At 70.7% G+C, this 25,321-nt stretch carries 23 protein-coding genes; 4 read left to right on the top strand and 19 right to left on the bottom strand.

Annotated features, from left to right (window positions below; genetic code table 11):
* Window positions 1-482 precede the first annotated feature (482 nt).
* Complete coding sequence (locus AB0D57_RS43000; protein ID WP_362087076.1) at window positions 483-701, bottom strand: hypothetical protein; 219 nt, start codon at window positions 699-701, stop codon at window positions 483-485.
* A 240-nt stretch (window positions 702-941) separates the two neighbouring features.
* On the bottom strand, window positions 942-1,175 hold the full coding sequence (locus AB0D57_RS42995; RefSeq protein WP_081223398.1) for a hypothetical protein: 234 nt from the start codon (window positions 1,173-1,175) through the stop codon (window positions 942-944).
* A 196-nt stretch (window positions 1,176-1,371) separates the two neighbouring features.
* Between AB0D57_RS42995 and AB0D57_RS42990 the strand changes: the two genes are divergently transcribed.
* Complete coding sequence (locus AB0D57_RS42990) at window positions 1,372-2,745, top strand: serine/threonine-protein kinase (protein ID WP_362087082.1); 1,374 nt, start codon at window positions 1,372-1,374, stop codon at window positions 2,743-2,745.
* Window positions 2,746-2,816: 71 nt separating this feature from the next.
* Here the strand turns inward: AB0D57_RS42990 and AB0D57_RS42985 are convergent, their stop codons facing one another.
* The 10 genes from AB0D57_RS42985 to AB0D57_RS42940 all read right to left on the bottom strand — a co-directional run bounded on the left by AB0D57_RS42985 (window position 2,817) and on the right by AB0D57_RS42940 (window position 16,189).
* Window positions 2,817-3,635, bottom strand: coding sequence for an RNA methyltransferase (locus AB0D57_RS42985; protein WP_362087072.1), 819 nt, complete (start codon window positions 3,633-3,635; stop codon window positions 2,817-2,819).
* 64 nt (window positions 3,636-3,699) lie between these two features.
* A complete protein-coding gene (gene cobA / locus AB0D57_RS42980; RefSeq protein WP_362087069.1) occupies window positions 3,700-4,956 on the bottom strand; it encodes a uroporphyrinogen-III C-methyltransferase in 1,257 nt (418 codons plus the stop codon).
* A gap of 244 nt (window positions 4,957-5,200) precedes the next feature.
* Entirely contained in the window at window positions 5,201-9,088 is a 3,888-nt protein-coding gene (gene cobT, locus AB0D57_RS42975; protein ID WP_362087066.1) for a nicotinate-nucleotide--dimethylbenzimidazole phosphoribosyltransferase, read from the bottom strand.
* Window positions 9,089-9,432: 344 nt separating this feature from the next.
* Window positions 9,433-10,644, bottom strand: a complete 1,212-nt coding sequence (gene cbiE / locus AB0D57_RS42970) for a precorrin-6y C5,15-methyltransferase (decarboxylating) subunit CbiE (protein WP_362087063.1) — start codon at window positions 10,642-10,644, stop codon at window positions 9,433-9,435.
* A gap of 175 nt (window positions 10,645-10,819) precedes the next feature.
* Window positions 10,820-11,458 carry a GNAT family N-acetyltransferase gene (locus tag AB0D57_RS42965; RefSeq protein WP_362087060.1) on the bottom strand — a complete coding sequence of 213 codons (639 nt, stop codon included), beginning with the start codon at window positions 11,456-11,458 and terminating at the stop codon, window positions 10,820-10,822.
* Between the two features lie 156 nt (window positions 11,459-11,614).
* The gene (locus AB0D57_RS42960; RefSeq protein WP_362087057.1) at window positions 11,615-12,442 is read right to left on the bottom strand and encodes a MetQ/NlpA family ABC transporter substrate-binding protein; all 828 of its coding nucleotides are present in this window, start codon (window positions 12,440-12,442) and stop codon (window positions 11,615-11,617) included.
* 32 nt (window positions 12,443-12,474) lie between these two features.
* Window positions 12,475-13,302, bottom strand: coding sequence for a MetQ/NlpA family ABC transporter substrate-binding protein (locus AB0D57_RS42955; RefSeq protein WP_362087054.1), 828 nt, complete (start codon window positions 13,300-13,302; stop codon window positions 12,475-12,477).
* A gap of 97 nt (window positions 13,303-13,399) precedes the next feature.
* A complete protein-coding gene (locus AB0D57_RS42950) occupies window positions 13,400-14,137 on the bottom strand; it encodes a methionine ABC transporter permease (protein WP_362087051.1) in 738 nt (245 codons plus the stop codon).
* Window positions 14,134-15,168, bottom strand: a complete 1,035-nt coding sequence (locus AB0D57_RS42945) for an ATP-binding cassette domain-containing protein (RefSeq protein ID WP_362087048.1) — start codon at window positions 15,166-15,168, stop codon at window positions 14,134-14,136. Before AB0D57_RS42945 ends, AB0D57_RS42950 begins: the two co-directional genes overlap by 4 nt.
* A 373-nt stretch (window positions 15,169-15,541) precedes the next feature.
* Entirely contained in the window at window positions 15,542-16,189 is a 648-nt protein-coding gene (locus AB0D57_RS42940) for an HAD family hydrolase (RefSeq protein WP_362087045.1), read from the bottom strand.
* A gap of 67 nt (window positions 16,190-16,256) precedes the next feature.
* On the opposite strand from AB0D57_RS42940, the gene AB0D57_RS42935 reads away from it, so the two are divergent.
* Both AB0D57_RS42935 and AB0D57_RS42930 read left to right on the top strand, forming a co-directional pair.
* Window positions 16,257-16,616, top strand: coding sequence for a hypothetical protein (locus AB0D57_RS42935; RefSeq protein ID WP_362087042.1), 360 nt, complete (start codon window positions 16,257-16,259; stop codon window positions 16,614-16,616).
* A gap of 82 nt (window positions 16,617-16,698) precedes the next feature.
* Window positions 16,699-17,070 (top strand): hypothetical protein, encoded by a 372-nt coding sequence (locus AB0D57_RS42930; protein ID WP_362087079.1) that lies wholly within the window; start codon window positions 16,699-16,701, stop codon window positions 17,068-17,070.
* A gap of 20 nt (window positions 17,071-17,090) precedes the next feature.
* On the opposite strand, the gene AB0D57_RS42925 is transcribed toward AB0D57_RS42930, so the two are convergent.
* The 3 genes from AB0D57_RS42925 to AB0D57_RS42915 form a co-directional block, all read right to left on the bottom strand.
* Window positions 17,091-17,594, bottom strand: coding sequence for a GNAT family N-acetyltransferase (locus AB0D57_RS42925; protein WP_362087039.1), 504 nt, complete (start codon window positions 17,592-17,594; stop codon window positions 17,091-17,093).
* Between the two features lie 46 nt (window positions 17,595-17,640).
* On the bottom strand, window positions 17,641-18,147 hold the full coding sequence (locus tag AB0D57_RS42920) for a sigma-70 family RNA polymerase sigma factor (protein WP_362087036.1): 507 nt from the start codon (window positions 18,145-18,147) through the stop codon (window positions 17,641-17,643).
* Window positions 18,148-18,220: 73 nt separating this feature from the next.
* Window positions 18,221-19,396, bottom strand: a complete 1,176-nt coding sequence (locus AB0D57_RS42915) for a glycerophosphodiester phosphodiesterase (RefSeq protein WP_362087033.1) — start codon at window positions 19,394-19,396, stop codon at window positions 18,221-18,223.
* Between the two features lie 295 nt (window positions 19,397-19,691).
* On the opposite strand from AB0D57_RS42915, the gene AB0D57_RS42910 reads away from it, so the two are divergent.
* Entirely contained in the window at window positions 19,692-20,363 is a 672-nt protein-coding gene (locus AB0D57_RS42910; RefSeq protein WP_362087030.1) for a lysophospholipid acyltransferase family protein, read from the top strand.
* Between the two features lie 93 nt (window positions 20,364-20,456).
* Here AB0D57_RS42910 and AB0D57_RS42905 read toward each other — a convergent pair whose 3' ends face one another.
* The 4 genes from AB0D57_RS42905 to argH form a co-directional block, all read right to left on the bottom strand.
* Window positions 20,457-21,998, bottom strand: a complete 1,542-nt coding sequence (locus tag AB0D57_RS42905; RefSeq protein WP_362087027.1) for an MFS transporter — start codon at window positions 21,996-21,998, stop codon at window positions 20,457-20,459.
* A 2-nt stretch (window positions 21,999-22,000) separates the two neighbouring features.
* Window positions 22,001-22,546, bottom strand: coding sequence for a helix-turn-helix domain-containing protein (locus tag AB0D57_RS42900; protein ID WP_362087024.1), 546 nt, complete (start codon window positions 22,544-22,546; stop codon window positions 22,001-22,003).
* 81 nt (window positions 22,547-22,627) lie between these two features.
* Window positions 22,628-23,599 (bottom strand): aldo/keto reductase, encoded by a 972-nt coding sequence (locus AB0D57_RS42895; RefSeq protein ID WP_362087021.1) that lies wholly within the window; start codon window positions 23,597-23,599, stop codon window positions 22,628-22,630.
* 87 nt (window positions 23,600-23,686) lie between these two features.
* Window positions 23,687-25,120, bottom strand: a complete 1,434-nt coding sequence (argH, locus tag AB0D57_RS42890) for an argininosuccinate lyase (RefSeq protein WP_362087018.1) — start codon at window positions 25,118-25,120, stop codon at window positions 23,687-23,689.
* Between the last annotated feature and the right edge of the window lie 201 nt (window positions 25,121-25,321).

Here is a 25,321-nt window from a genome sequence, read left to right as displayed (position 1 = left end):
TCAGGGAGCGGTCGTCCTGGAGGAGGACGGGCCGGTCGGGGGTGAGGTCGGCGCGGCGGGCGACCAGTTCCCAGAGGGTGCGTGATGCGCCCAGAACGTGGGTCTGCGCCCGGTGCGGCGGGTGGGGGTCCCCCCTGCTCGAAGAGCTTGGAGGAGCGTGCATGGCGTCGCGAGGCAGGCGGGAATGTGACGACAGAGCCAGGGCCTGTCGTTTGGATCAGGTCGCGGGGAATCGACGATGCCTTGTCGGCGTGATCCAAACGACAGGCCCTAGGTCCAGCGGGCGTCCGCAGGGTCCCCCTTCAGCCCGGCGGCGTCCCCGTGTCAAAACCCCCATGGCGAAAACCCCGTGGCAAAAAAACAATGCCCGCGCAGCTCCCCAGCTGCGCGGGCATTTGTGCCGTCCGCCGCACCCCCGTCCCCACGGGGTTTCATGGCCGGATGTCCCCGCCCGGACCGCTCTTCCGGGCCTGGGGCGCCGCTCAGCGCCCCAGCATCACGCCCACGGACGACGCTTGTGTGACCACTGACTCCCAGCCGCCGAAGACGACCACGAGCAGGGCCGCCAGGGGCAGAACCATCGCTGTCGCCACCAAGGGGTGGCGCCGGCCCTGGCGCTGCGTGCCGAACGCGGCGGTGTACGCGGTGTACGCCCTGCGTCCCTGCGTGCGGATCGCCGTCCGCGGTGCCGTGTGGGCCATGGTCCCTCTCCTGACCGAGCATCTATGTGGTTGGCAGCGGCGGGTGTCTGACCTCGGGGGACGAGTGCTGCACCCGCCGCTTGACCTCAAATCTATGGGCGCGGCGGAGTGGGGTCGTCATGCCCTCGTACCGATTGCCGGGCCTCCCGGAGGATGAGCGACTACCTGCGGAGTACTCCCCTGGGTGGAGACGCGGACCTAGGTCTCAGGGTCTTCCCCGAGGAGGCGTCCGATGTGCCCCTACTGTTCCGAGCTGTCCTCCCTGGGAACCGGCTGCTCGACCAGCGCCAGCACCCGTGTTGCCATGAAGCGGGCGGTGCGCACCACTGATCCGCTTCGGGTGACTTCGCTCACTTCCACGACACCTCGACGCACCGCCGTCTCCACCCTGCGGCCCGCCCTGCTCGCCACCACCTCGTACGTACGCGTCGTGTCCCCGGCGTCCACGACTATCTCCACTCGATCACCCTTCACGGGTTCAATCGCCCTTCTGTGACGGATGGTTGGGATCACAGGCGGACCAAAGCCCTCCTGTTCGCACATTCCCTGACCACCTTTCAAGTTTCCCACCCGGCACTGACAATCGATCGGGCCAGGAGGGCGCGGCCTCTGCGCGCACCCGGCCGCGGAAACGTAAGCTGTGGCTCGTCAAACGGACCGGGCAGCGGGGATGGACATGGCGATGATGCGCCTGAGGCGCGAGGACCCGCGTGTCGTCGGCTCGTTCAGGCTTCACAGGCGGCTCGGCGCGGGTGGCATGGGCGTGGTCTACCTGGGCTCCGACCGGCGTGGCCAGCGGGTCGCGCTGAAGGTGATCCGGCCGGATCTGGCGGAGGATCAGGAGTTCCGGTCGCGGTTCGCCCGCGAGGTCTCGGCGGCCCGACGGATCAAGGGCGGATGCACGGCACGGCTCGTGGCCGCCGATCTCGAGGCGGAGCGGCCGTGGTTCGCCACGCAGTACGTGCCCGGGCCCTCCCTGCACGACAAGGTCGCCGAAGAAGGCCCGATGGCGGCCACCGACGTGGCTGCCGTCGGTGCCGCGCTCTCCGAGGGGCTCGTCGCCGTGCACGAGGCCGGTGTCGTCCACCGGGACCTCAAGCCGTCCAACATCCTGCTGTCCCCGAAGGGGCCGCGGATCATCGACTTCGGCATCGCCTGGGCCACGGGAGCCTCGACGCTCACTCATGTCGGTACGGCTGTCGGCTCGCCCGGCTTCCTCGCGCCCGAGCAGGTGCGCGGGGCGACCGTGACCCCGGCCACGGACGTGTTCGCGCTCGGGGCCACGCTGGCGTACGCGGCGACCTCCGACTCGCCCTTCGGGCAAGGCAGTTCCGAAGTGATGCTCTACCGAGTGGTGCACGAGGAGCCGCAGCTGCACGGCGTTCCGGACGCGTTGGCCCCGCTCGTCCGCGCGTGCCTGGCGAAGGACCCCGAGGAGCGGCCCAGCACGCTCCAACTGTCCCTGCGGCTCAAGGAGATCGCGGCACGCGAGGCACAGGGCCTGGCGGATGTCCGCCCGCCCGCGCCGCGCAACGATCCCGACCGGCCGACGGGACGCCTCGCCGAGCAGTACGCCGAGCAGCGCACCCAGCGTCGCCCGCAGAGCACTCCCCCGCCGCGTACGAGCGGGACGAATCCGCCGCGTACGGGCGGGACGAACTCTTCCCGTACGGGCGGGACGAACGGCGGCTCACGGTCGGCGCCGTCGGGTTCGCGCCCCGCACCCGCGCGGAACACCGGCCGCTCCGGCAGCAGGCCCGCGCCCCGCAGCGGTGCCGGGCGGCCGTCTCCTCGGACCACCGGGACCGGACGGCGGCCCGCGAACCCGCGGCTGCTGCGCCAGCGGCTCTTCGTGTTCGTCGTGGTGACCCTGCTCGTCGCGCTGGGCATCGCGGCGGCGCAGGGGTGCCAGGGACCGGCGCGCGGGCTGGACGACGGAGGCGTGCGGAAGGACGTACGGCAGGAGCAGCCGTCGTTCGCACCGCTGCCCACCGAGGGTTTGATGGCGGAGCAGTACCGGAGTGACATGCACAAGGACGGCTAGGGCGACCGGGGACTGTACGGCGGTCCACCACAGGGGTGGTCGAGCTCCCGGGCGGCTCGTCGTCCGGAGTGTCAGATGCCTGGGCGGCCCGTCGCCACCGCGTAGAAGGCGACGGCGGCCGCCGCGCCCACGTTGAGCGAGTCGACTCCGTGGGCCATGGGGATGCGGACCCATTCGTCCGCCGCCATCAGGGCCTGCGTGGACAGGCCGTCGCCCTCCGCGCCCAGCATCAGTGCGACCCGGTCCATCCGGTGCGGGGCCGCCTCGTCGAGAGACTTCGCCTTCTCGTCCGGGGTGAGGGCGAGCAGGTTGAAGCCGGCCTCGCGGACCGATTCCAGGCCCTTGGGCCAGGAGTCGAGACGCGCGTACGGGACGGAGAAGACCGCGCCCATGGAGACCTTCACGGAACGGCGGTAGAGCGGGTCGGCGCAGTCCGGGGAGAGCAGAACCGCGTCCATGCCGAGGGCCGCGGCGGAGCGGAAGATCGCGCCGATGTTGGTGTGGTCGTTGACCGACTCCATGACGACCACCCGGCGGGCCGAGCGCAGGAGTTCGTCCGCCGTAGGCAGCGGCTTGCGCTGCATGGAGGCGAGCGCGCCGCGGTGCACGTGATAGCCGGTGACCTGCTCGGCGAGCGCCGGTGTGACCACGTACACCGGCGCCGGGAGCTCGTCGATGACGTCGCGCATCACGTCGACCCACTTGGCGGACAGGAGCATCGAGCGCATCTCGTACCCGGCGTCCTTGGCCCGTCTGATGACCTTCTCGCCCTCGGCGATGAACAGGCCCTCCGCGGGTTCGCGCTTGCGGCGCAGTTCCACGTCGGTCAGGCCCGTGTAGTCGCGCAGACGCGGGTCGTCGGGGTTCTCAACGGTGATGAGATCGGCCACAGGGTGATACTGCCTTGTCCTGGGTGCGGTGCCAACGGCTTGGAAGGGGTTGGGTTACCCCGGGTTACTCGGCGGGCTCGGAGGGGGTGCTCCCGGGGAGGGCGGCGCCCACGTTCACGACCGGGCCGATGACGATCACTGCGGGGGGCTTCACGTCCTGCGCCGTGACGGTCTCGGCGACCGTCGCCAGGGTCGCGTCGACGCGGCGCTGCGCGGCGGTCGTGCCTTCCTGCACCAGAGCGACCGGGGTGTCGGCCGGTTTGCCGTGCGCCATCAAGGTTTCGGCGATGCGGCCGATCTTGTCGACGCCCATCAGCACGACGAGCGTGCCGCGCAGCTGGGCGAGGGCCGGCCAGTCGACCAGGGAGCGCTCGTCGTCAGGGGCGACATGACCGCTGACCACGGTGAACTCATGTGCGACACCGCGGTGGGTGACGGGGATACCGGCCGCGCCCGGCACCGAGATCGAGCTGGAGATGCCCGGGACGATCGTGCAGGCGATGCCCGCCTCGGCGAGTGCCTGGGCCTCCTCCATGCCGCGGCCGAAGACGAACGGGTCACCGCCCTTGAGGCGGACGACCGACTTGCCCTGCTTGGCGTGCTCGATCAGCGCGTTGTTGATCGCTTCCTGAGCCATGAAACGGCCGTACGGGATCTTCGCCGCGTCGACCACCTCGACGTGCGGCGGGAGTTCGGCGAGCAGGTCACGCGGGCCGAGGCGGTCCGCGATGACCACGTCCGCCTCGGCGAGCAGACGTCGGCCTCGGACCGTGATCAGATCCGGGTCGCCGGGGCCGCCACCGACCAGGGCGACGCCGGGGGTGCGGGTGCGGTGGTGGGGCGCCACCAGGGTGCCGTCACGCAGGCCCTCGACGACCGCGTCGCGGATCGCCGCGGTGTGGCGCGGATCCCGGCCGCGCGCGTCCGTGGTGAGGACCGCCACCGTCACGCCCTCGCTGTGTCCCGTCGCCGGGGTCCAGGCCGTCGCCGCGTCGGCGTCGTCGGAACGGACGCACCAGACGCGGTGGCGCTCGGCCTCGGCGGAGGCGCCGGTGTTCGCCTCGGGGTCACTGGTGGCGATCAGGGCGTACCAGGCGTTCGCCAGGTCGCCGTCCTCGTACGGGCGCCTCGTCCAGGTGATCTCGCCCGCGTCCGCCATCGCCTCGACGGACGGGGTGGCCTCGGGCGATACGAGGTGGATGTCCGCGCCTGCCGCGATGAGCGCCGGGAGTCGGCGCTGGGCCACCTGGCCGCCGCCGAGGACGACTACGCGGCGGCCGGTGAGGCGGAGGCCTACGGGGTAGGCGGGGTGTTCGGCCATGGAGGTGCGGCTCCTCGTGCGGGGCCGCTGCGCTGGGCTGGAGCGGCCTTGACGTGCTGTTTCTGAGTGCGGGACCACCATACGGCGGGGGTGGGAGGGGTTCTTTCCCCAAGCCCACCCCTTCCCGAAACGGAGCTCCGCCCCGGGCCCCTGTTCGTCTGCGGGCCGTGGGCGGTTGTGGGCCGTGGGCGGTTGTGGGCGGGCGTTCCGCCCTTGCGGAACGCCCGCCCACAACCGTGCGGGCCTACTTTTCCGTTACCCCTGCGGAATCGAACGTCGCCACCTCGTGCATCGCCCTCGCCGCGCTCTGCACCACCGGCAGAGCCAGCAGCGCTCCCGTGCCCTCGCCCAGGCGGAGGTCGAGGTCGACCAGGGGGCGCAGGCCCAGCTTGTTCAGGGCGGCGACGTGGCCGGGCTCCGCGCTGCGATGGCCCGCGATGCAGGCCGCGAGGACCTCGGGGGCGACGGCGCGGGCCACGAGGGCCGCGGCGCCGGCGCTGACGCCGTCCAGGATCACCGGCGTACGGAGGGAGGCACCGCCCAGGAGCAGACCGACCATCGCCGCGTGCTCGAGGCCACCGACGGCCGCCAGGACGCCGATGGGGTCGGCCGGGTCCGGCTGGTGGAGTTCGATGGCGCGGCGTACGACCTCGGTCTTGCGGGCCAGGGTCTCGTCGTTGATGCCGGTGCCGCGGCCCGTCACCTCGGACGGGTCGGTGTCCGTGTAGATCGAGATCAGGGCTGCGGACGCCGTGGTGTTGGCGATGCCCATCTCGCCGGTCAGGAGGGCCTTGTTACCGGCCGCCACCAGGTCCCGGGCCGTCTCGATACCCACCTCGATCGCCGCGATGACCTCCTCGCGGGTCATCGCGGGACCCGTGGTCATGTCGGCGGTGCCCGGGCGGATCTTGCGCGGCAGCAGACCCGGGGTGGCCGGGAGGTCGGAGGCGACACCCACGTCGATGACGCAGACCTCGGCGCCCACCTGGTTGGCGAAGGCATTGCAGACCGCGCCGCCGCCCAGGAAGTTGGCCACCATCTGCGCGGTGACCTCCTGCGGCCAGGGGGTGACGCCCTGGGCGTGCACGCCGTGGTCGCCGGCGAAGATCGCGACGGCGGCCGGCTCCGGGATCGGCGGCGGGCACATGCGGGACAGGCCCGACAGCTGCGCGGAGATGATCTCCAGCATGCCGAGCGCGCCCGCGGGCTTGGTCATCCGCTTCTGCCGCTCCCACGCCTCGCCGAGCGCCTTGGCGTCCAGGGGCCGGATGTTGGAGACGGTCTCGGCGAGCAGGTCGTGCGGCTCCTCGCCGGGCAGCGCGCGACGGCCGTACGTCTCCTCGTGCACGACCCACGACAGCGGACGGCGCTTGGACCAGCCGGCCTGCATCAGCTCGGGCTCGTCCGGGAACTCGTCGACGTAGCCGACGCAAAGGTAGGCCACGACCTCCAGGTGTTCGGGGAGGCCGAGCGCGCGCACCATCTCGCGCTCGTCGAAGAAGCTGACCCAGCCGACGCCGAGGCCCTCCGCGCGGGCCGCGAGCCAGAGGTTCTCCACCGCGAGCGCGGAGGAGTACGGGGCCATCTGCGGCTGGGTGTGGCGGCCCAGGGTGTGGCGGCCGCCGCGGGTCGGGTCGGCGGTGACGACGATGTTCACCGGGGTGTCGAGGATGGCCTCGATCTTCAGTTCCTTGAACTGCTTCGCGCGGCCCTTGGGGAGCGACTTGGCGTACGCGTCACGCTGACGGGCGGCCAGTTCGTGCATCGACCGCCGGGTGTCGGCGGAGCGGATCACGACGAAGTCCCAGGGCTGGGAGTGGCCGACGGACGGCGCGGTGTGCGCCGCCTCCAGGACACGGAGAAGTACGTCGTGCGGGATCGGGTCGCTGCGGAAGCCGTTGCGGATGTCGCGGCGCTCGCGCATCACGCGCAACACAGCCTCGCGCTCCACGTCGTCGTAGCCGGGGGCCGCCGGGCCGGTGGACTCTCGTACGTCTTCCACTACGGCCGTGCTCTCTTCCTGGTCGGCGACCCGGGTGTCCAGGTCCTCCGCTTGCTGTGCGACTACGGGCTCCGGGTCCGCGGGGAGCGGCTCCGGTACGGGGGGTGTGTCGGCCTTACGGGGCGCGGGCACCGAAGTGACCGCCTCCGCTTCGGCGGTGGGGGTCTCCAGGTCCTCCACGGGGGCCACCTCCGCCGCGTCGGCGACGACCGGAGCCTGCTCCTGCACGGGCTCCTCGGCCGGGGGCTGCTCCTCCTCGGGAAGGGGCGGCACGGTCATGGGGTGCGGCGGGGTCGGGGCCAGATGCGGGGTCGTCGGCACCGTGCCCTCGACAGGCACGAACTGGCCGACGGGCTGTTCCGCCGCTGGTTCCAGGGGTGCGTCCTGGAATCCGGCCGCGCCTGACGCGCCGCCGGGGAGGTGCTCGCCGTGCGACTGGTTCATCTGGTTCATGGCCGCCTGGGGCGCCTGCGCGGGTACGGCGACGCCGACCGGCACGCCGGCCTCGGCGAACGCGGCGTGCGCCTCGGCGGGGGCCATGAACTGGGCGGCCTGGACCGGGAAGGCCTCGACGCCGGGGACCACCTCCGCGTGCGAAGCCTCCACGGAGAGAGCGGCCTGCGCCTGCGCGTCGTCGGAAGCGTGCGGGGCGTCCGCCACGAGGGGCCCCGGGGCGGGCACGGACCGGGCGGCCTCCCCTGCGGATCCGCCGTCCGCTCCGGCGTCCGCCTCGGCACCGGCGTCCACGAACTGGGCCACAGGTTCCATGATATGGACACCGGCATCCGCGAGCTGGGCGGCCTGGACCGGGAACTGGGGTGCCGGGTCCACTGCCTGGGCGGACGGGTCCACTACCTGGGCGGCCGTTTCCGCGAGGGGGCCGGCCGGGTCGGCGAGGTGAACGGACGGGTCGGCGAGGTGGACCTGCGGGTCGGCGAGGTGGGCTGCCTCTTCGGCGACCTGCTGCAAAGCCGCGGGGGTCGCCTGCGGGTCCTGCACGACGTGGAGATTCTGCTCGGGCGCGACGTGCTCCTCGTCCGCCGAGACCTGCGCCGGGACGGTGGCATGCGCGACCCCCTGGACGTCGGTGACATGCTCGGCGACCTCGTCGCCACTGTCGCTGCCGTTACCGCCGTCGCCGCCGCTGTCGCCAGCCGGCGGAACCGCGTGCGGCACCTCCTGGGCTGCCGGGAAGGGAGTGGCGTCCGAGAGCTGCGGAGCGTGCAGGTCCAGCGAGCCGTCGAGCGCGTACGCGGCCTCGGCGCCCTGTGCAGACTCCGGAGTCTGCACAGCGAGATGGCCCTCCGCCGCCTCGGGCGAGTGGTCGACCTCCGGAACGACCTGCGGCGCCGCCTCAAGACCCGCGCCCTCAGGTGCCTCCGGCGCCTGAAGAGCCGATCCGAGCCCCGCGGCCTCGGCAGCCTCCGGCGCTCCCGCCACCTCCGCGACCGGCACCGCCGCTGTCTCCGCCACCGTCCCCGGCTCGGCGACCGGCACGGCCTCGGATCCCTGTCCGTCTCCCGGAACGACCGTTTCTGCAGCCGCCGCCTCGGAGCCCACCGGCGGAGCTCCCCACGGCACCGCCCCCTGCGGCGGAATCTCGGCGAGCTGCGGTACGTCGAGGTACTCGGGCCCGACGGTCGGGGGACCGGCCTGCCGCACCGGAGCCACCGGACTCGCCGCGTAGGCCGGGGTGGCGAGCGGTGCCGCGGCGGGGCCGCGGTCGGCGAGCGAGCGCACAGGGCTCGCGGAGCCGTCCGGGGTCGGCGGACCGAGGTGCAGTGGGCGGCGCGGCGGCGGCAGGTGTGGAGCGGGCGCGGGGTTCGGCACGCGGACACCACTGAGGTCGACCGAGCCGCTGTCCCGGCCGGCCGTCTCGTGCGGACCCGGCTCGTGGACGAGCGGCTCGTGAGCGAGCGGCTCATGGACGAGCGGCTGCGGGGCCGGCGGCGCCACCTCGTTGCCCCAGGCGCCCTGCGCGCCCGGCATGAGGAGCAGGTCGTCGTCCTCGGTGGGATTCTCGGAGGGGTCGAGGAAGGTGTACGCGCCCGGGGCGAGGACGCCCGGCTGCTCCACCATGCCTGCGTTCTCCGGCAGTCCCTCGCCCGGGACCTGGCCGGTGTCGGTCATGCGTACCCCTCGCCCATCGGTTAGTGCTTCCAAGTCCAGCTCGCCCGGAACGGCGCACCGACCGCCCCGTAGTGAAGAACGAGCGTGCGTGCCCAGCGGCACGAACGACCGGCCAACAAAGGCGACAAAGCCATTAACTGGCATTGTCCCGGTCGTCCGGCCCTCGCGACACCTGATCCGCGACGGCCCGCTGTGGACTGCGCCACGTTGCGCGTCCTCCGGTTCTGCCGTACCACACACGCCTCAAAACGGGCGGGTTTTCCGGACATTGGCCTACGAAAAGCCGATCCCCTGAGAGCGGTACAACGATCGGCCAGCCTACCGCGCGCGGTACGACAACAGGATCACGGGTTGCGATCGGGCAGACGTCCGGTGAGCAGGAAAGCGACGCTCCGCTCCTTCTCCGCCCAGGCCCTCGTGTCGAGTTCGACGGACTGCAGGAGGGCGCACTCGACGTGGTAGCCGTGCTCGGTGAGATTGCGGCCGATGAGTTCGGCCGCGTCGCGGGTCGCCGCGTGCGTCACGATGCGCTGCGGACGGCGGTCGGCGACGGCCGAGACGACCGCCGCTCCCCCACCGCCGACGCGCACGACGTCGGGTTCGGGAAGGTTCTCCAGAATGTGCGGGGCGGCGCCGTGCACGATCTGCATCTGGACGCCGTAGCGGCGGGCGGAGTCTTCGGTGCGGGCGCAGGACCCGGGGTTGCGGTCGACCGCGATGACCGCCGCGCCGGTGCGTGCGGCTTCGGTGGCGAAGGCGCCACTGCCCGAGCCGATGTCCCACACGAGGTCCCCGACGCGCGGTCCCAGGCGGGCGAGTTGGGCGGCGCGCAGCAGATCCGTTTCGCCTTCGCCGAGTGCGCCGCCGTACGCCTCGGCGGGCAGGGCCCAGCCGCGCGGCCCGGTGCCGGGGTCGCGTCCGGCGATCCAGCCACCGTCCTCGGCCGTGGCGACGAAGCCGCCGATGACGATGACGACATTGGGGTCGCGCCAGGTGTGGTCGGCGGCCTTGTCGGAGGTGAGGATCGTGACCCGCTCGCGAGCGGTGCCGAGCTCCTCGCAGATGACGAAGGTGCGGTGCACGCCCTCGAGGAGCAGCCCGAGTTCTGCGGGGCCCGCCCCGGGCGAGGTGAGGACGGCGACCTTGGTGTGGGCGCGGCACACGTTCACCGCGCGTCGCAGGGTGCGGCGATGTGCGACGACCACCTGTGCGTCGTCCCAGGGCATGCCGGCGCGGGCGAAGGCGGCGGCCACCGAGGAGACGGCGGGGACGACTTCGACCTCCAGCCCGAACTCGCGGGCGCGCAGGGTGCGTACGACGCCGAAGAAGCCCGGGTCCCCGTCGGCGAGGACGACGGCGGCACCCCGGTGGTTCGCGATGCGGCGGGCGGCGAGGGCGACGCTGCCGAGCCGGATGCGTTCGGCGGCCGCGGGTACCTCGGGGAGCGAAAGGTGATGAGCCGCGCCGGCCACCAGTGTCGCCGCGCCGAGGGCAGAGCGCGCCGCGGCGGTCAGTGGCGAGCCGTCCCAGCCGATCACCGTGACCCGGTCGGCCATCGTCGTCAGTCTCCAGAAGGTTTTCGCAGGTCGTCAGGGGGTAGCCCGCGGGCGCTCCGTGAGGGTACCTGGTGTCGCTGGGTGGTGCGGCGCGGGCCTCCAGGTCCTGTCGTCACATTCCCGCCTGCCTCGGGCGGACGGCGGGAATGTGACTACAGGACCTAGCCCCCCGAATTCAGTTCCAGTCGGAGAACGACGTGAAACCACCGGTGTCGGCGAACTGCTCGCCGACACCGTCGAGGTCCTCCGGCAGGAGGCTCCAGACGATGAAGTCGGTACGGAGGTCCACCCAACGGCCGTCCTCGGTGCGGGTGTGCGCTATGCAGGCGTTGCGCAGGACGCCCTCGCTGATGCAGCCGATCTTCTGGGCGACCTGCTGCGAGGCGGTGTTGTCGGCGGCCGTGCGCAGTTCGATGCGCTCGAACTTCTGGTCGCGGAACAGCCATTGGGCGGTCGCGAGGGCGGCCTCGGAGGCATAGCCCTCGCCGCGGGCCCAGGGAGCGATGATGTACGACAGTTCGGTGGACCGCACGTGCCAGTTCGTCTTGCCGAGCTGGAGAACGCCGACCAGCCGCTGGGTGAGGAACTCGGTGACGGCGAGGTCGAGGCCGCGGCCCGCGGTGCGTTCGGTGGGCGCGTACTCGGTGATCCAGCCGCGGGCGGCGTCCTCGGTGTAGGGCTGGGGCACGTCGGTCCAGGCCGCGACCTGCTCGTCGTTCATCATCTCGGCCAGAGCGGGGACGTCGTCCTCTTCGAGGGCGCGCAGAACCAACCGCTCCGTGCTGATGGAGATGTCGGGGAAGGTGCTGGTCATGCGCCGCTCCGTAACCGTCGGGGACTTCGGGCCGTTGCGAAACCTAGGATTCCCGCGGGCCCGCTGAACTGCCCAGCATGCAGCATGAAACCACCGTGACGCACGACGGGGTCCACTCCGGACGATGGAGTGGCCCCCGTGCGGTGCCGAGAGCTGTCAGCCGGAAGTGACCGGCAGGACCGAGCCCTTGTACTTGTCCTCGATGAACTTCTTCACCTCGGGCGAGGTCAGGAGCTCGACGAGCTTCTTGACCCGCGGGTCGTCCTCGTCGCCCTTCTTGACCGCCAGCAGGTTCGCGTAGGGGTTGTCCTTCGCGGACTCCAGGAGGACCGCTTCGGTGGCGGGGCTGAGCCCCGCGTCCTGTGCGTAGTTGTTGTTGATCACCGCTGCGGCCACGTCGTCGAGCGAGCGCGGCAGCTGGGCGGGCTCCAGCTCCTTGAACGTCAGGTGCTTCGGGTTGGCCGTGATGTCCTCGGGGGACGCGGTCGTTCCGGCAGCCTCATCGAGGGTGATGACCCCCTTGGAGGCAAGGAGCTTGAGGGCGCGTCCCTCGTTGGTGACGTCGTTGGGCACCGCGACGGTGGCTCCGTCGGCGAGTTCGGTGACGTCCTCGACCTCCTTCGAGTACACGCCCATGGGCGGCAGGTACGCCTTGACGACCGATACCAGGTCCGTGCCCTTGGACTTGTTGAAGTCGTCCAGATAGGGCTGGTTCTGGTAGAGGTTCGCGTCGAGCGAGCCCTCCTGGAGCGCGGTGTTCGGCAGGACGTAGTCCGTGAACTCCTTGATCTCCAGATCGAGGCCCGCCTTCTCGGCGAGGTCCTTCTTTATGTACGACAGGACCTCGCCGGCCGGTACGGCGGTGGCGCCGACGACCAGGGCGTCGTTGTCACCGCCGCCGGAGTCCGAGCCCGAACCACAGGCCGTCAGTCCGAGGCCGAGGGCTACCGCGGCGGACACCGCGGATATGACCTGCTTGCGCATTGCGTTGACCTCTCTGGAAACTGGTCGCGCCGTCAGAACGACGCGATGACGGAACCCTCGTACTTGTCCTCGATGAACTTCTTGACCTCGGGCGAGGTGAGGAGCTTGGCGAGCTTCTTCACGCGCGGGTCGTCCTCGTCGCCCTCCTTGACGGCGAGGAAGTTGCCGTACGGGTTGTCCGTGGCGGACTCCAGGACGAGGGCGTCCTTGGCGGGCGAGAGGTCGGCCTCGATGGCGTAGTTGCCGTTGATCACCGCGGCGTCGACGTCGTCCAGGGAGCGCGGGGTCTGGGCCGCCTCCAGCTCCTTGAACTTGAGGTTCTTCGGGTTCTTGGTGATGTCCGAGGGGGTCGCTTCGTTGCCCACGCCGTCCTTGAGCGTGATGATCCCGTTGGCGTCGAGGAGCTTGAGGGCGCGTGCCTCGTTGACGCTGTCGTTCGGGACGGCGATCGTCGCACCGCTCTTCAGGGCGTCGGCGCTCTTGACCTTGTGGGAGTAGAGGCCGAGCGGCTCCAGGTGCACCGTGACGACGGGCACGATGTGGGTGCCGTTCTTCTTGTTGAAGTCGTCGAGGTACGGCTGGTTCTGGAAGTAGTTGGCGCCCACGGACCCGTCCTCGGTCGCCGTGTTCGGCGTCACGTAGTCGGTGAACTCCTTGACCTCCAGGTCGAGGCCCGCGTCCTTCGCCAGGTTGTCCTTCACGTAGTTGAGGATCTCGGCGTGCGGGACGGGGCTCGCGGCAACGATCAGCGGACCGCTGGTGTCGGCGGCGGAGTCCTTCTCCGAGCCGCAGGCACTGAGGCCGAGGGTGAGGGCTCCGGCGGCGAGGACGGCGGTGGTGATCTTGGCGGTGTTACGCACGAAAAGTGCCTTTCCATGTGGGTGAAGCGCCCCGTGGTGGGTGGTACGGGGAAATCTGCGGGTGTTCTACGGGTGTTCTGCGGGTTGAGCGAGGTGCTCAGGCGACCTTGCCGACGTCCGCGGTCGCGGGCTCCTTGGCCTTCAGCAGCCTCAGCTTCGGCGCGGCACCGGACTGTCCGCCGCGCCGGTGCAGCCCACGGGCGGCATAGTCGCCGGCGAACTGGATGACGGAGATGACCACGGCGAGGATCGCCACGGTGATCCACATCAGTCCGGTCTCGAAGCGCTGGTAGCCGTAGCGGATGGCGATGTCGCCGAGCCCGCCGGCGCCGACGGTGCCGGCCATCGCCGAGTAGCCGATGAGGGCCACCACGGTGGTGGTCGCGGAGGAGATCAGCGATGGCAGCGACTCCGGTACGAGGACCTTGCGGACGACGGTCCAGGTGTTGCCGCCCATCGACTGCACAGCCTCGACGAGCCCGCCGTCCACTTCACGGACAGCCGTCTCGACGAGACGCGCGAAGAACGGGATCGCCCCGATCGCGAGCGGCACGATCGCCGCCTCGCGGCCGATCGTCGTCCCGGTGATCGTGCGCGTGAAGCTCATCAGCGCGACCATCAGGATGATGAACGGCAGGGAGCGGGCGATGTTCACGACCTGCCCGATGACCTTGTTCGCGACGACGTTCTGCAGCAGTCCGTCGCGGTCGGTGAGGACGAGCAGGATGCCGAGCGGCAGACCGCCGACGATGGCGATCAGCGTGGACCAGCCGACCATGTAGAACGTGTCCCAACACGCCTGCGACAGCAGCGGCTGCATCTCTGACCAGGTCACTTGGCACCATCCTTCAGCAGCACGGGCTCCTGGCCCCGGACGTCGATCTGCAGCCCCTGCTCACGCAGGAATCCGATCGGCACGACGTTCTCCTCGTAGCGGCCGGGCAGCTCGATGCGCATCCGGCCGACCTGCTTGCCCGCGACGGTGTCCATCGCGGCGCCCAGGATCGAGATGTCGATGTTGTAGGTGCGCGAGAGCTGCGAGATGACGGGCTGGGTCGCGGCCTCGCCGTGGAAGGTGACGTCGATGACGGTGCGATCGTCGCCGGAGGCGTCGCCGCTGACCGGGAAGAGCGCGGAGGCCAGCTCGGAGCCGGGCGTCGCGAGCAACTCGCCGACGGTGCCGGACTCGATGATCCTGCCGTTCTCCATGAGGGCGGCCGAGTCGCAGATGGCCTTGACGACGTCCATCTCGTGGGTGATGAGCAGGACGGTCAGGCCCAGCTGCCGGTTCAGGTCGCGCAGCAGCTGAAGGATGGAGCGGGTGGTCTCCGGGTCGAGGGCGCTGGTCGCCTCGTCGGAGAGCAGCACCTTCGGGTCGCCGGCCAGGGCGCGGGCGATGCCGACGCGCTGCTTCTGGCCGCCGGAGAGCTGCGCCGGGTAGGCCTTGGCCTTGTCGGAGAGGCCGACGAGGTCGAGGAGCTCGAGCGCCTTGCGGGAACGTTCCTTCCCTGTGGTGCCAAGGATTTCGAGCGGCAGCTCGACGTTTTCCTGGACGGTCCGCGAGGACAGCAGGTTGAAGTGCTGGAAGACCATGCCGATGCGGCTGCGCGCCCTGCGCAGCTCCGCGCCGGCACGCGGGCCGCGTCCGGCGAGCGCGGTGAGGTCCTGTCCGGCGACGGTGATCATGCCGGAGGTGGGACGCTCGAGGAGATTGACGCAGCGGATGAGCGAGGACTTGCCGGCGCCGGACTGGCCGATGACGCCGTACACCTCTCCTTCGCGGACGTGCAGATCGACGCCGTCGAGGGCGGTCACCTCACGGCCGCGCGAGCGGTAGACCTTGGTGAGGCCCGTTGTCGTGATCACTGGGGATTCCGTCACTGTCGAGTGCAGGGCGTGGGTGTGCGCCGGGCACGGGTGCATTCGGTCGGGAACGCGGCACGGTTCTCGCGGTGCGATGGAACCGGATCTGTCCGGGGAGAACAGGTGCGCGGGGCAGCCCAGGTCACGTACGGGGTACGGACAGGGCGCGGCGGTCTCGCTTCGGGGCGCGAGGCCAGGCGGTGGTGCGGGGGCCCTCTAGCAGGCGCACATTCGACACATACAACGAGCACCGGGCGTCGTGGTCGCCTCGGTCGCAAGGATGCGGCTGCTCGTCGTGGTCATGGAAGCAAGTAAAGCAGACCCACAGCTGGGACCGTCCACCGCTGTCCGGATAGCGGACAGCGGTGGACGGTCGTCAGTCCCGGGTGGAGATCTCCACTCCCCCGCGCGTGACCAGTGCGGACAAGGCGGAGAGGTCCGGCACCACGAGGTCCGCGTGCAGCTCGGACGCCTGGTGGGTTGTGGCCAATGCCACGGTGGTCATGCCGGCGGCGCGGCCCGCCTGCAACCCTGCCGGAGCATCCTCGAAGACCACGCAGCGGGCCGGGTCGACGCCCAGCTCACGGGCGGCGAGCAGGTAGGGCTCGGGGTCGGGCTTGCCGCGGGTGACGTCGTCGGCGCAGACCAGCGTCTTGGGGCGGATGCCGACCTCGCCGAGCCGGGCCTCGGCCAGCCGCCGGGTGGCGGACGTGACGACGGCCCAGCGGTCGGCGGGGAGCGAGTCGAGGAACGCGGCGGTGCCGGGGAGCAGCACGACACCACCGGGTACGTCCTCGACCTCCAACTGCTCGATGCGCGCGAGGGCCTCGGGGACGAGGTCGGCGGGCAGCAGGTCGGCGGCTATCTCGACGGCCGGGCGGCCGTGCAGTTCGATCCGGGCGAAGTCCTCGGCGGTGATGCCGTACTCCCCCGCCCATCGGCCCCAGCAGCGGTTCACCGACTCCAGGGATGAGACGAGCGTTCCGTCGTTGTCGAACAGCAGGGCATCAGCGTGGATCTTCATGCCTCGACCCTACGGGGGAGCCGGGGGCGAAGGCATCGGGCCTTTTGGCCCGTAATAGGCTCACGGCATGCTTGATGCCCTGACGGTCGCGACCGCCGTCGCCGCGCTCGCGCTCGCCGCCTGGTGCGGCTGGGCCGCCTACCGTGATCAGCCCACGAAGGACTGGCACTTCATCGGCATGGCCGTGGTGTCGCTGCTCGCCACGGTCCAACTGGTGATCGGCATCGTCCAGCTGGCGCGCGGCGAGAAACCGGAGCAGGGCACGACGATCTTCGTGGCGTATCTGCTCGGTGCCTTCGCGTGCGTTCCGGCCGCGGGCTTCATGTCGCTGACGGAGCGCACCCGCTGGGGCTCGATCACGGTGGCGGCCGGCGGTGTGGTCCTCGCCGTACTGGAGGTGCGGCTCTATGACATCTGGGGAGGCTGACGTGACGAAGGCCGACGCCATCACGGAGAAGACGGGGAAGGCAGGGAAGAACCAGCGGACGAGGCTCATCAGCGGCCCCGGCATGCTGCTGCTCTGGCTGTACGGCGTGATGGTGGTCGGCGCCGTCTCGCGTTCCGCCGTGCAGATCTCGACGGAGTTCGACAAGGCCCCGCTCGCCTATTCGCTGTCGGCGGTCGCGGGTCTCGTCTACGGCTTCATCACGTACTCGCTCGTCCGCGGCGGCGAGAGGGCCCGCAGGGCGGCGCTGGTGTGCTGCGCCGCCGAGCTCGCGGGCGTACTGGTCGTCGGGACCTGGACGCTGGTGGAGCCGTCCGCCTTCCCCGACGCCACCGTGTGGTCGGACTACGGGATGGGGTACCTGTTCATCCCGGTGCTGCTGCCGCTGTCGGCGATGTACTGGCTGCGCAAGGCGCGCGTGGCGGCGCTCGGCTGAGAGCACCGTGGCGCCGCCTCTTACGCGCTCGCCACGAACGCGGTCGTCTCGGCGCCCTTGACCAGGGTCACCAGGGTGAGCCGCTCGTCGACGCGCTCTGTGGAGACCTGCGCGTAGCCGTGCTTGCGGTACAGGCGCAGGTTGCGGTCGCTGCGGTGGCCCGTGAAGAGCTGGAAGGACTTCGCCGCGCCGGCCTCGGCGAGCTGGGCCTCGATCGCGGCGAGCAGCCGTCCACCCAGGCCGTGGCGCTGCATGCGCGGGTGGACGATGAGCTTGTTGATGCGCGCCGTGCCGTCGGAATCCACGGCGCCGCGGACGGAGGCCACCACCTCGTCTCCCAGCCGGGCCACCAGGACCGTGCCGCCCGCCAGTTCCGCCCTGAGGGAGTCGAGAGGCTGCGTGAGCGGCTCGATGCCGTAGTCGCCGTACAGCTCCGCCTCGCTCTGGTAGCAGAGGTACTGCAGCTTGAGGATCTGCTCTGCGTCCTGCTCGGTCGCCGCCGAGATGGTCACGCTCATGCCCATGTGTGCATGCCTCCCGCTCACCTGTTCCACCGGTCGTCCTTCACTCCTATCCCCGCGTCCCACGGGACGCAACCACCGGCGCGAGCATTCGACGAAGACATCCCAGGCATTTAGAACGTTCCGGACCCAGACTGCCTTGTGAGATACCCAACTCACCTGCGATCTCCCGGTAGGTGAGGTCCTTCGGTGAGAGCAGCGCCGCCATGAGACTCGGGCAGCGGCCGGGCAGCCGGCGGACCGCGTCGTGGAGGGCGCGGCGGCTGTCGGCGGTCAACGCCTGCTGCTCGGGGCCGGACCCGCTCTCGTCGGCGGGCTCCGAGACGTACGGCCGCTCGAGGCGGGCCGTGCGGCGGGTGCGGCGGGCCTCGAAGCGCACGGCGCGGCGCAGCCATCCTTGCGGGTCGACGGGTGGGCCGTCCGTGTCGAGGCGCTCCAGGAGGCGTAGCCACACGGCCTGTTCGAGGTCGCTCTGTTCGGTCCCGGACGCATATGCCTCCGCCGAGGCCTCGGCGGCGAGCAGCGGGCGCAACGTGGAAACGATCTCGTGGGTCATATGCGCCGGGACGCGACCGCCCCGGCAAGGGGTTGCCGGGGCGGTCGACTGTCACCCCATCGGGGTGAGGGGATCAGCCGTTGACGAAGTCCTCGCGGGCGAGCAGCGCGGTGTCCGGGTTGTCGGAGAAGACGCCGTCGATGCCCGTCTCGAAGTAGACCTTGAAGGCGCCGAAGGCGTCCCCGTAGGCGTCCGGGTCGGTGCCCTTGCGGAAGCTCGTGGGCAGGAAGGGGTTCTCGTTGCGCATGGTGTACGGGTGCAGGATCAGGCCCGCGTCGTGCGCGTCGTCGACGAGCGTGGTCGGCGTGGTGAGGTTGCCGCTCGCGTCCTTCGGGATGACCAGGTCGAGCGTGGGGCCGATGCCCTGCGCGTACGAGGCGATCCACTTCAGGCCCGCGGGCTTGACGAGGTCGGTGACCGTGCGCGGGTCACCCGTCTCGACGAAGTCCCAGGGGCGGGTGTTCGCGGCGGACAGCAGGACGACGAGCGGATTGCCGACAAGCTTGTTCAGGCGCTGGATGCTGGTCGGCTCGAAGGACTGGAGGATGACCGGCGAGTTCTTCTTGTCCCTGCCGTGCTTGCGCAGCAGGGTGGCCACCCGCTCCTCCAGGCCGAGGCCCAGCTTGCGGAAGTAGGTGGGGTGCTTGAGCTCGGGGTAGATCCAGACCTGCTTGCCGCGCTTCTTCGTCTGCGCGTCCTGCCAGCGGAGCACCTCCTCGAAGGTGGGGATCTCCCAGCGGCCGTTGTAGAGGGTGTTGTGCGGGCGGTTGGCGGGGATGCGCTCGACGGCCCGCAGCGTCTTCAGCTCGGCCAGCGTGAAGTCCTCGGTGAACCAGCCGGTGACCGCGATGCCGTCGAGGGTCTTGGTGGTCTTGCGGTCGGCGAACTCGGGGTGCGTCGCCACATCGGTGGTCCCGCCGATCTCGGGCTCGTGACGGCAGACGAGGTGGCCGTCCTTGGTGGGCACCAGGTCGCCGGCCTCGACGATGTCGGCACCCATGTCGAGGGCCAGTTGGTAGGCGCCGAAGGTGTGTTCCGGCCGGTAGCCGCTGGCCCCGCGATGTCCGATGACGGTCGGCTTCGGCAGGCTCCGGTAACCGCCGCTCCCGTGCCGCGCGTCGGCTCTCGCCGCGCCGGGCAGTCCGAGGACCGCTCCGCCCGCGCCGAGCACCGCGGCCCCGAGCAGCGCCCGTCGCGCCGCACCCCGCCCCTGCCCCAGATCCTGACCGTTCGACTCCTGCGTCCCCATGAGCGCTCCTCCCGCCATACTGCCCTGCACCTGTCAAACCGGGTCGATCGTAGGTGCCCACGCGTGTCGGGAGGGCGACCTGTGAGGGAACACGTGGGTGCCGCTGAATGTCGTACGGAGTACGCCACTTCGTGTCGAACGGATGACGCTCACGCCGACGGGACACCACGGCAGGTAAACATTGGTCAACAGTGCGTATCCAGTCCGTGAACCCGATGTGCAATCACCGGGTGGCCGCGAGTATCGTCCTCACCTGCACAGACTCATACCGAACCCCTTGACACCGGAGGGCCCGTTGTCCCGCTTCGCGCTCATCAAGGCACTGCTCGGACCGATCATGCGCCTGATGTTCCGCCCACGGGTGGAGGGCATGGAGCACATCCCGGGCGACGGTCCGGTCATCCTGGCCGGCAACCATCTCACCTTCATCGACTCGATGATCATGCCGCTCTTCTGCGACCGTCAAGTCTTCTTCATCGGCAAGGACGAGTACGTCACCGGCAAGGGCCTCAAGGGGCGGCTGATGGCGTGGTTCTTCACCGGCGTCGGCATGATCCCGGTCGACCGTGACGGCGGCCGCGGCGGGGTCGCGGCGCTGATGACCGGCCGCCGGGTGCTGGAGGAGGGCAAGGTCTTCAGTATCTACCCGGAGGGCACCCGCTCCCCCGACGGCCGGCTCTACCGCGGCCGTACCGGCATCGCCCGGCTGACCCTGATGACCGGCGCGCCCGTCGTTCCGTTCGCCATCATCGGCACGGACAAGATCCAGCCCGGCGGCGCCGGCTTCCCGCGCCCCGGCCGGGTCACGGTCCGCTTCGGCGAGGCGATGGAGTTCTCCCGCTACGAGGGTATGGACCGCGACCGCTATGTGCTGCGCGCCGTGACCGACTCCGTGATGACCGAGGTCATGCGGCTGTCGGGGCAGGAGTACGTGGACATGTACGCCACGAAGGCCAAGGCCGCGTAGCGCCTCCGGCGGTCTGCTGTATGTCGGGTGCGGCTGCGTTGTGGTTGCTCGCGCCCACGCGGCGGAGCCGCACAATGTCAGAGCCCCGCGCCCCTATAGGGGCGCGCCTTTCTCGCCTGCGCTTTCCAGTTTCTGCCCCCTCAGCAAGAACCATACCGCTGTCGCCGTTGCGAGCAGCACCGCCGCTCCGATGCCCGCTGCGAGCGTCAGGCCGTCGACGAAGGACTGGCGGGCCGCGCTCAGTAGCACCTCGGAGGTTTCCGCGGGCAGGCCTGCCGCCGTCTCCACCGCGCCGCCCAGCGATTCGTGGGCTGCGGCCGGGGTGCCGGCCGGGGCGGCGAAGTCGCGGTAGACGCCGGTGACGATGGAGCCGAGCAGGGCGATGCCGAGGGCGGCGCCGAGTTCGTACGCCGTCTCGGAGACCGCGGACGCGGCACCGGCCTGCTCCTTGGGCACGCCGCCGAGAATCACGTCGGCGGTGACCGTGAACGAGAAGCCGGCGCCGACGCCGACGACCAGCAGCGCGCCGCCGAGCAGCGGATAGCCGGTGGACTGGCTCAGCAGCGTGAGCGTGCCGAGCGCGAGGCCCACGGCGGTGAGGCCACCGGAGACCACGGCACGCACCGAGTACCGCCGGGCGACCGAGCCCGCGATCAGGCCGGCCCCCACCGCACCGATCGCGGCGGGCAGTTCGGCCAGGCCCGCCTCGAACGGCGGCCTGCCCTGCACGAGTTGCAGATACTGCGACAGGAAGAAGACGAGCCCGGACAGACCGAAGACGGTCAGCAGATCGGCGAACACGGCCGCCGAGAACCCGCGGTTGCGGAACAGTCGCATGTCCAACAGCGGTACGAGCATGGCGAGTTGCCGCCGTACGAAGCCGTACAGGGCGGCGGCGCCGAGCAGGCCCACGCTCATCGGCTCCCAGGAGAGCCCGTGGGTGGCGGTCTCCTTCACCGCGTACACGACGCCGATCACGCCGACGAGCGACAGGCCGACGCTGGTCAGGTCCCACGGGCCGGGGTGGGGGTTGCGGGACTCGGGCAGCAGCTTGATGCCGACGAGTACGAGGACCACCATCACGGGCAGGTTGATCAGGAAGACCGAGCCCCACCAGAAGTGTTCGAGCAGAAAGCCACCGGCCATCGGCCCGACCGCCGCGCCGCCGGAGGCCGCCGCGCCCCAGACGCCGATGGCGAGGCTGCGCTCGCGCCGGTCGTGAAAGATGTTGCGGATGAGGGCGAGCGTGGCGGGCATCAGGGTCGCACCCGCGACACCGAGCAGCGCTCGCGCCAGGATCATCAACTCCGGTGTCTTGGCATAGGCGTTGAGCACGGAGATCAGGCCGAACGCCGTGGCGCCGACGAGCAGCAGCTTCTTGCGGCCGATGCGGTCGCCGAGGCTGCCCATGGAGACGAGCAGGCCCGCGATGACGAAGGAGTAGACGTCACCGATCCACAGCAGCTGGGTGCCGGAGGGCTTCAGGTCCTCGCTGATGAAAGGGGTCGCGAGACCGAGCACGGTCGCGTCGACGGCCACCAGCAGCACGGCGAGGACGAGGACGGACAGCGCCAGCCATCGGCCCGGGCGCTTCCCCACCTCCGCCACGGCCACCGGCTGCAGGGTGCTGGTCATGATTACTCTCTCCGTAGTGCGCCGCCGAGCAGCAGCTCGACGATCATGAATGTGAAGTCCTTCGCGGCCACCCGGCCCTCCATCACGGCCCAGGCGCCGGAGGCGATCAGTCCGAAGAGCGCCTCGGTGAGCCAGGCCGGGGTGAGGTCGATACGGAACTCGCCGCTCTGCCGGCCGCGTCGGAACAGATCGCCGATCCGGGCGTCGATCCCGGCCCAGCCCTCGTTCACCTCTTCGCCCTCGAACAGCTGGTTCTCGGTGTAGAGGAAGGCGAACAGGCCCGCGGCGCCTTCCATCTCCTTCACCAGCCGACGCAGAGCCTCCTGAGCGGGGCCCGCGTCGAGGTCCGCGGCGTCCAGCGCCGCCTCGCACTCCTCGATGCAGAGCGACTCCAGCGCCCGTACGAGCGCGTCACGCCCCGCGAACTGGCGGTGCAGCGTGGCCCGGCTGATCCCGGCCGCCTTGGCGACCTCGTCCATCGTGGCGGTGGATTTTCGGGCCAGCAGGGCGGCTGCGCTGCGCAGCACGTGTTCACGGTCGACGGCCATGAGACAACCATAACCCATGTGAGACATCATTGTCTCAGCAGAAGCGTGTGCGTCTCGCGGCCTCCGCCATCAGGGGATTTCTCAGTGCCAGGGCAGCTGCCCGCGCCGCTCCCAGTACGCGTGCGGGTCCTCGGCCAGGGCATCGAGGCGGGCCAGCTGGTCGGCGTCGAGGTCGACGACCGCCGCGTGCAGATTCGAGGCCAGCTGGATGGTGGTGGCCGCGCCGGAGAGGACCACTCCGGCCCAGGGCTGCCGCAGGACGAGCGCGAGGGCTACGGCATCGGCGCCGAGGCCCGTCTCCTCGGCGATGGCCGTGACCGCGTCCGGCGCGTGCGCGGCGGCGAGGCGGCCGTTGGCCATGCCCTCCTTGACGATCACCGTGAGCCCCGCGTCGTGCGCCTCGGCGAGCGCGGGCGCGGCCGAGGTCTCCAGGACGTTGTACGTGGACTGGACGGTACGGAAGAGGGGCTCGCCCTCGACGGTCACGGCGAGCGCGGCACGGATGGCGTCGGCCTGGGCGGGCCCGCTCGTGGAGAAGCCGATCGAGAGGCCCTGGGCGGCTGCTTCGGCGAGCTTGGCGTGCAGCTCCTTGTCGGTGAGGGCCGGGCTGTCCGGGGTCACCGAGTGGATCTGGTAGAGGTCGAGCCGGTCGCCGAGCAGCTCGGCACTCTCGGCGCGCTGGCGCTCGTACGTGGCCAGGCTGTGGTCCTTGACCTCGTGCGCCTCGGCATCCGTGCTCCAGGCCGCCGTGTAGGTGTAGCCCCACTTGCTGCCGACGACGATGTCGTCGATGTCGGGCCGGGCGTTCAGCCAGTCGGCGAGGAACTCCTCGGAGCGGCCGTAGGAGCGGGCCACGTCGAAGTAGCGCACACCCTGGGCATAGGCGGCGTCGAGGAGTTCGTGGGTGCGCTCACGCAGGGCGTCGACACTGCGTACGGCGGGGAGGTCGTCCTCGCGGCCGAGGTTGATGTAACCGGGGCGGCCCACGGCGGCGAGGCCCAGGCCGATGTGGGCGGTGGGAGTCGTGGCTGAGGCGAGGCGGGCGAAGGGCATCGCGGCTCCGTTTCGGTCGGCTCCCGTACGTCTCCCGTACGGCTCCCGACCAACGTAACCCGCGATGCCCTTGTTACACCCGACCTGCTACTTCTTCTGCTTCGCCGTGGCCCATGTGTGCTGGGCCGCCACGTTCGACCTGATCTCGGCGAGCTGGGCGGCGACCGCGCTGGGCGCCGTACCTCCGCGGCCGTCGCGGGAGGCGAGCGCGCCCGGGACGTTCAGGACGGACCGCACCTCGGGCGTCAGATGCGCGGAGATCTTCGCGAACTGCTCGTCGGTCAGCTCGTCCAGCTCCTTGCCGTCGGCCTCCGCCACCTTCACGCACTCGCCCGCGACTTCGTGCGCGACGCGGAACGGCACGCCCTGCTTGACCAGCCACTCGGCGATGTCGGTGGCGAGCGAGAAGCCGGCCGGGGCCAGCTCCTCCATGCGCTCGCGGTGCACGGTCAGCGTGGCCATCATGCCGGTGAAGGCCGGGAGCAGGACCTCCAGCTGGTCGATGGAGTCGAAGACCGGCTCCTTGTCCTCCTGGAGGTCGCGGTTGTACGCGAGCGGCAGCGCCTTGAGGGTCGCCATCAGGCCCGTCAGGTTGCCGATGAGGCGGCCCGACTTACCCCGCGCCAGCTCCGCGATGTCCGGGTTCTTCTTCTGCGGCATGATCGACGAGCCGGTGGAGAAGGCGTCGTGGAGCGTGACGAAGGAGAACTCCTTCGTGTTCCAGATGATGACCTCTTCGGCGATCCGGGAGAGGTTGACGCCGATCATCGCCGTGATGAAGGCGAACTCCGCCACGAAGTCGCGCGAGGCGGTGCCGTCGATGGAGTTGGCCGAGCTGCCGTGCTCGAAGCCGAGGTCCTTCGCGACCGCCTCCGGGTCGAGGCCGAGGGACGAACCGGCCAGGGCACCCGAGCCGTACGGCGACACGGCCGTGCGCTCGTCCCACTGGCGCAGGCGTTCGGCGTCCCGGGACAGGGACTGCACGTGGGCGAGCACATGGTGGGCGAACAGGACGGGCTGGGCGTGCTGCAGGTGCGTACGCCCCGGCATCGCGACGTCCGGGTGGGCCTCGGCCAGGCCGATCAGGGCGTCCTGGAGCTCGGCGATCAGGCCGCCGACGATCCGGGCGTGGTCGCGCAGATACATCCGGAAGAGGGTCGCGACCTGGTCGTTGCGCGACCGGCCCGCGCGCAGCTTGCCGCCGAGGTCGGGGCCGAGGCGCTCCAGCAGGCCGCGCTCCAGGGCGGTGTGGACGTCCTCGTCGGCGATGGTGCCGACGAAATCGCCTGCGGCCACGTCCGCTTCGAGCTGGTCGAGCCCCGCGAGCATGCGCGTCAGCTCATCGTCCGTGAGGAGGTTCGCCTTGTGCAGCACGCGCGCGTGGGCACGCGATCCGGCGATGTCGTAGGGCGCGAGCCGCCAGTCGAAGTGGACGGACGCGGACAGCTTGGCCAGCGCCTCGGCGGGACCGTCGGCGAAACGGCCGCCCCAGAGTCGGACGTCACCGCTGTTGCTGCTCACTTGCTGTGCTCCTCGGAGGTGTAGATGTGCCACCTTGATGTGCCACCTGGATGTGCCACCGCCTCCCTGCCGACCGGCGGTCAGGGAGGCGGCCATCACGCTACTGCTGAGACCGACCGGCAATGGGAGGGTGGGAGAAGGAGCGGGGTCTGGTGCGTGCAGCTGCAAGGCGGAGGAGGGAGTGATGGCGGAGCCATCGCG

This window comes from Streptomyces sp. NPDC048275 (assembly GCF_040652275.1).
Classification (GTDB): Bacteria; Actinomycetota; Actinomycetes; order Streptomycetales; family Streptomycetaceae; genus Streptomyces.
The sequence above is the reverse complement of the archived record's forward strand: the minus strand, read 5'-3'. Positions and strand labels throughout refer to the sequence as shown.

Bases quoted from the DNA above. Each gene is read 5' to 3' on its own strand.
- cobA (WP_362087069.1), bottom strand. From the start codon at position 4,956: ATGGCCGAACACCCCGCCTACCCCGTAGGCCTCCGCCTCACCGGCCGC.
- AB0D57_RS42920 (WP_362087036.1), bottom strand. From the start codon at position 18,147: ATGACCCACGAGATCGTTTCCACGTTGCGCCCGCTGCTCGCCGCCGAG.
- AB0D57_RS42930 (WP_362087079.1), top strand. From the start codon at position 16,699: ATGCTGCTGCTCTGGCTGTACGGCGTGATGGTGGTCGGCGCCGTCTCG.
- AB0D57_RS42925 (WP_362087039.1), bottom strand. From the start codon at position 17,594: ATGGGCATGAGCGTGACCATCTCGGCGGCGACCGAGCAGGACGCAGAG.
- AB0D57_RS42895 (WP_362087021.1), bottom strand. From the start codon at position 23,599: ATGCCCTTCGCCCGCCTCGCCTCAGCCACGACTCCCACCGCCCACATC.
- AB0D57_RS42965 (WP_362087060.1), bottom strand. From the start codon at position 11,458: ATGACCAGCACCTTCCCCGACATCTCCATCAGCACGGAGCGGTTGGTT.
- AB0D57_RS42935 (WP_362087042.1), top strand. From the start codon at position 16,257: ATGCTTGATGCCCTGACGGTCGCGACCGCCGTCGCCGCGCTCGCGCTC.
- AB0D57_RS42915 (WP_362087033.1), bottom strand. From the start codon at position 19,396: ATGGGGACGCAGGAGTCGAACGGTCAGGATCTGGGGCAGGGGCGGGGT.
- AB0D57_RS42990 (WP_362087082.1), top strand. From the start codon at position 1,372: ATGGACATGGCGATGATGCGCCTGAGGCGCGAGGACCCGCGTGTCGTC.
- cbiE (WP_362087063.1), bottom strand. From the start codon at position 10,644: ATGGCCGACCGGGTCACGGTGATCGGCTGGGACGGCTCGCCACTGACC.
- AB0D57_RS43000 (WP_362087076.1), bottom strand. From the start codon at position 701: ATGGCCCACACGGCACCGCGGACGGCGATCCGCACGCAGGGACGCAGG.
- AB0D57_RS42960 (WP_362087057.1), bottom strand. From the start codon at position 12,442: ATGCGCAAGCAGGTCATATCCGCGGTGTCCGCCGCGGTAGCCCTCGGC.
- AB0D57_RS42905 (WP_362087027.1), bottom strand. From the start codon at position 21,998: ATGACCAGCACCCTGCAGCCGGTGGCCGTGGCGGAGGTGGGGAAGCGC.
- AB0D57_RS42900 (WP_362087024.1), bottom strand. From the start codon at position 22,546: ATGGCCGTCGACCGTGAACACGTGCTGCGCAGCGCAGCCGCCCTGCTG.
- AB0D57_RS42940 (WP_362087045.1), bottom strand. From the start codon at position 16,189: ATGAAGATCCACGCTGATGCCCTGCTGTTCGACAACGACGGAACGCTC.
- cobT (WP_362087066.1), bottom strand. From the start codon at position 9,088: ATGACCGACACCGGCCAGGTCCCGGGCGAGGGACTGCCGGAGAACGCA.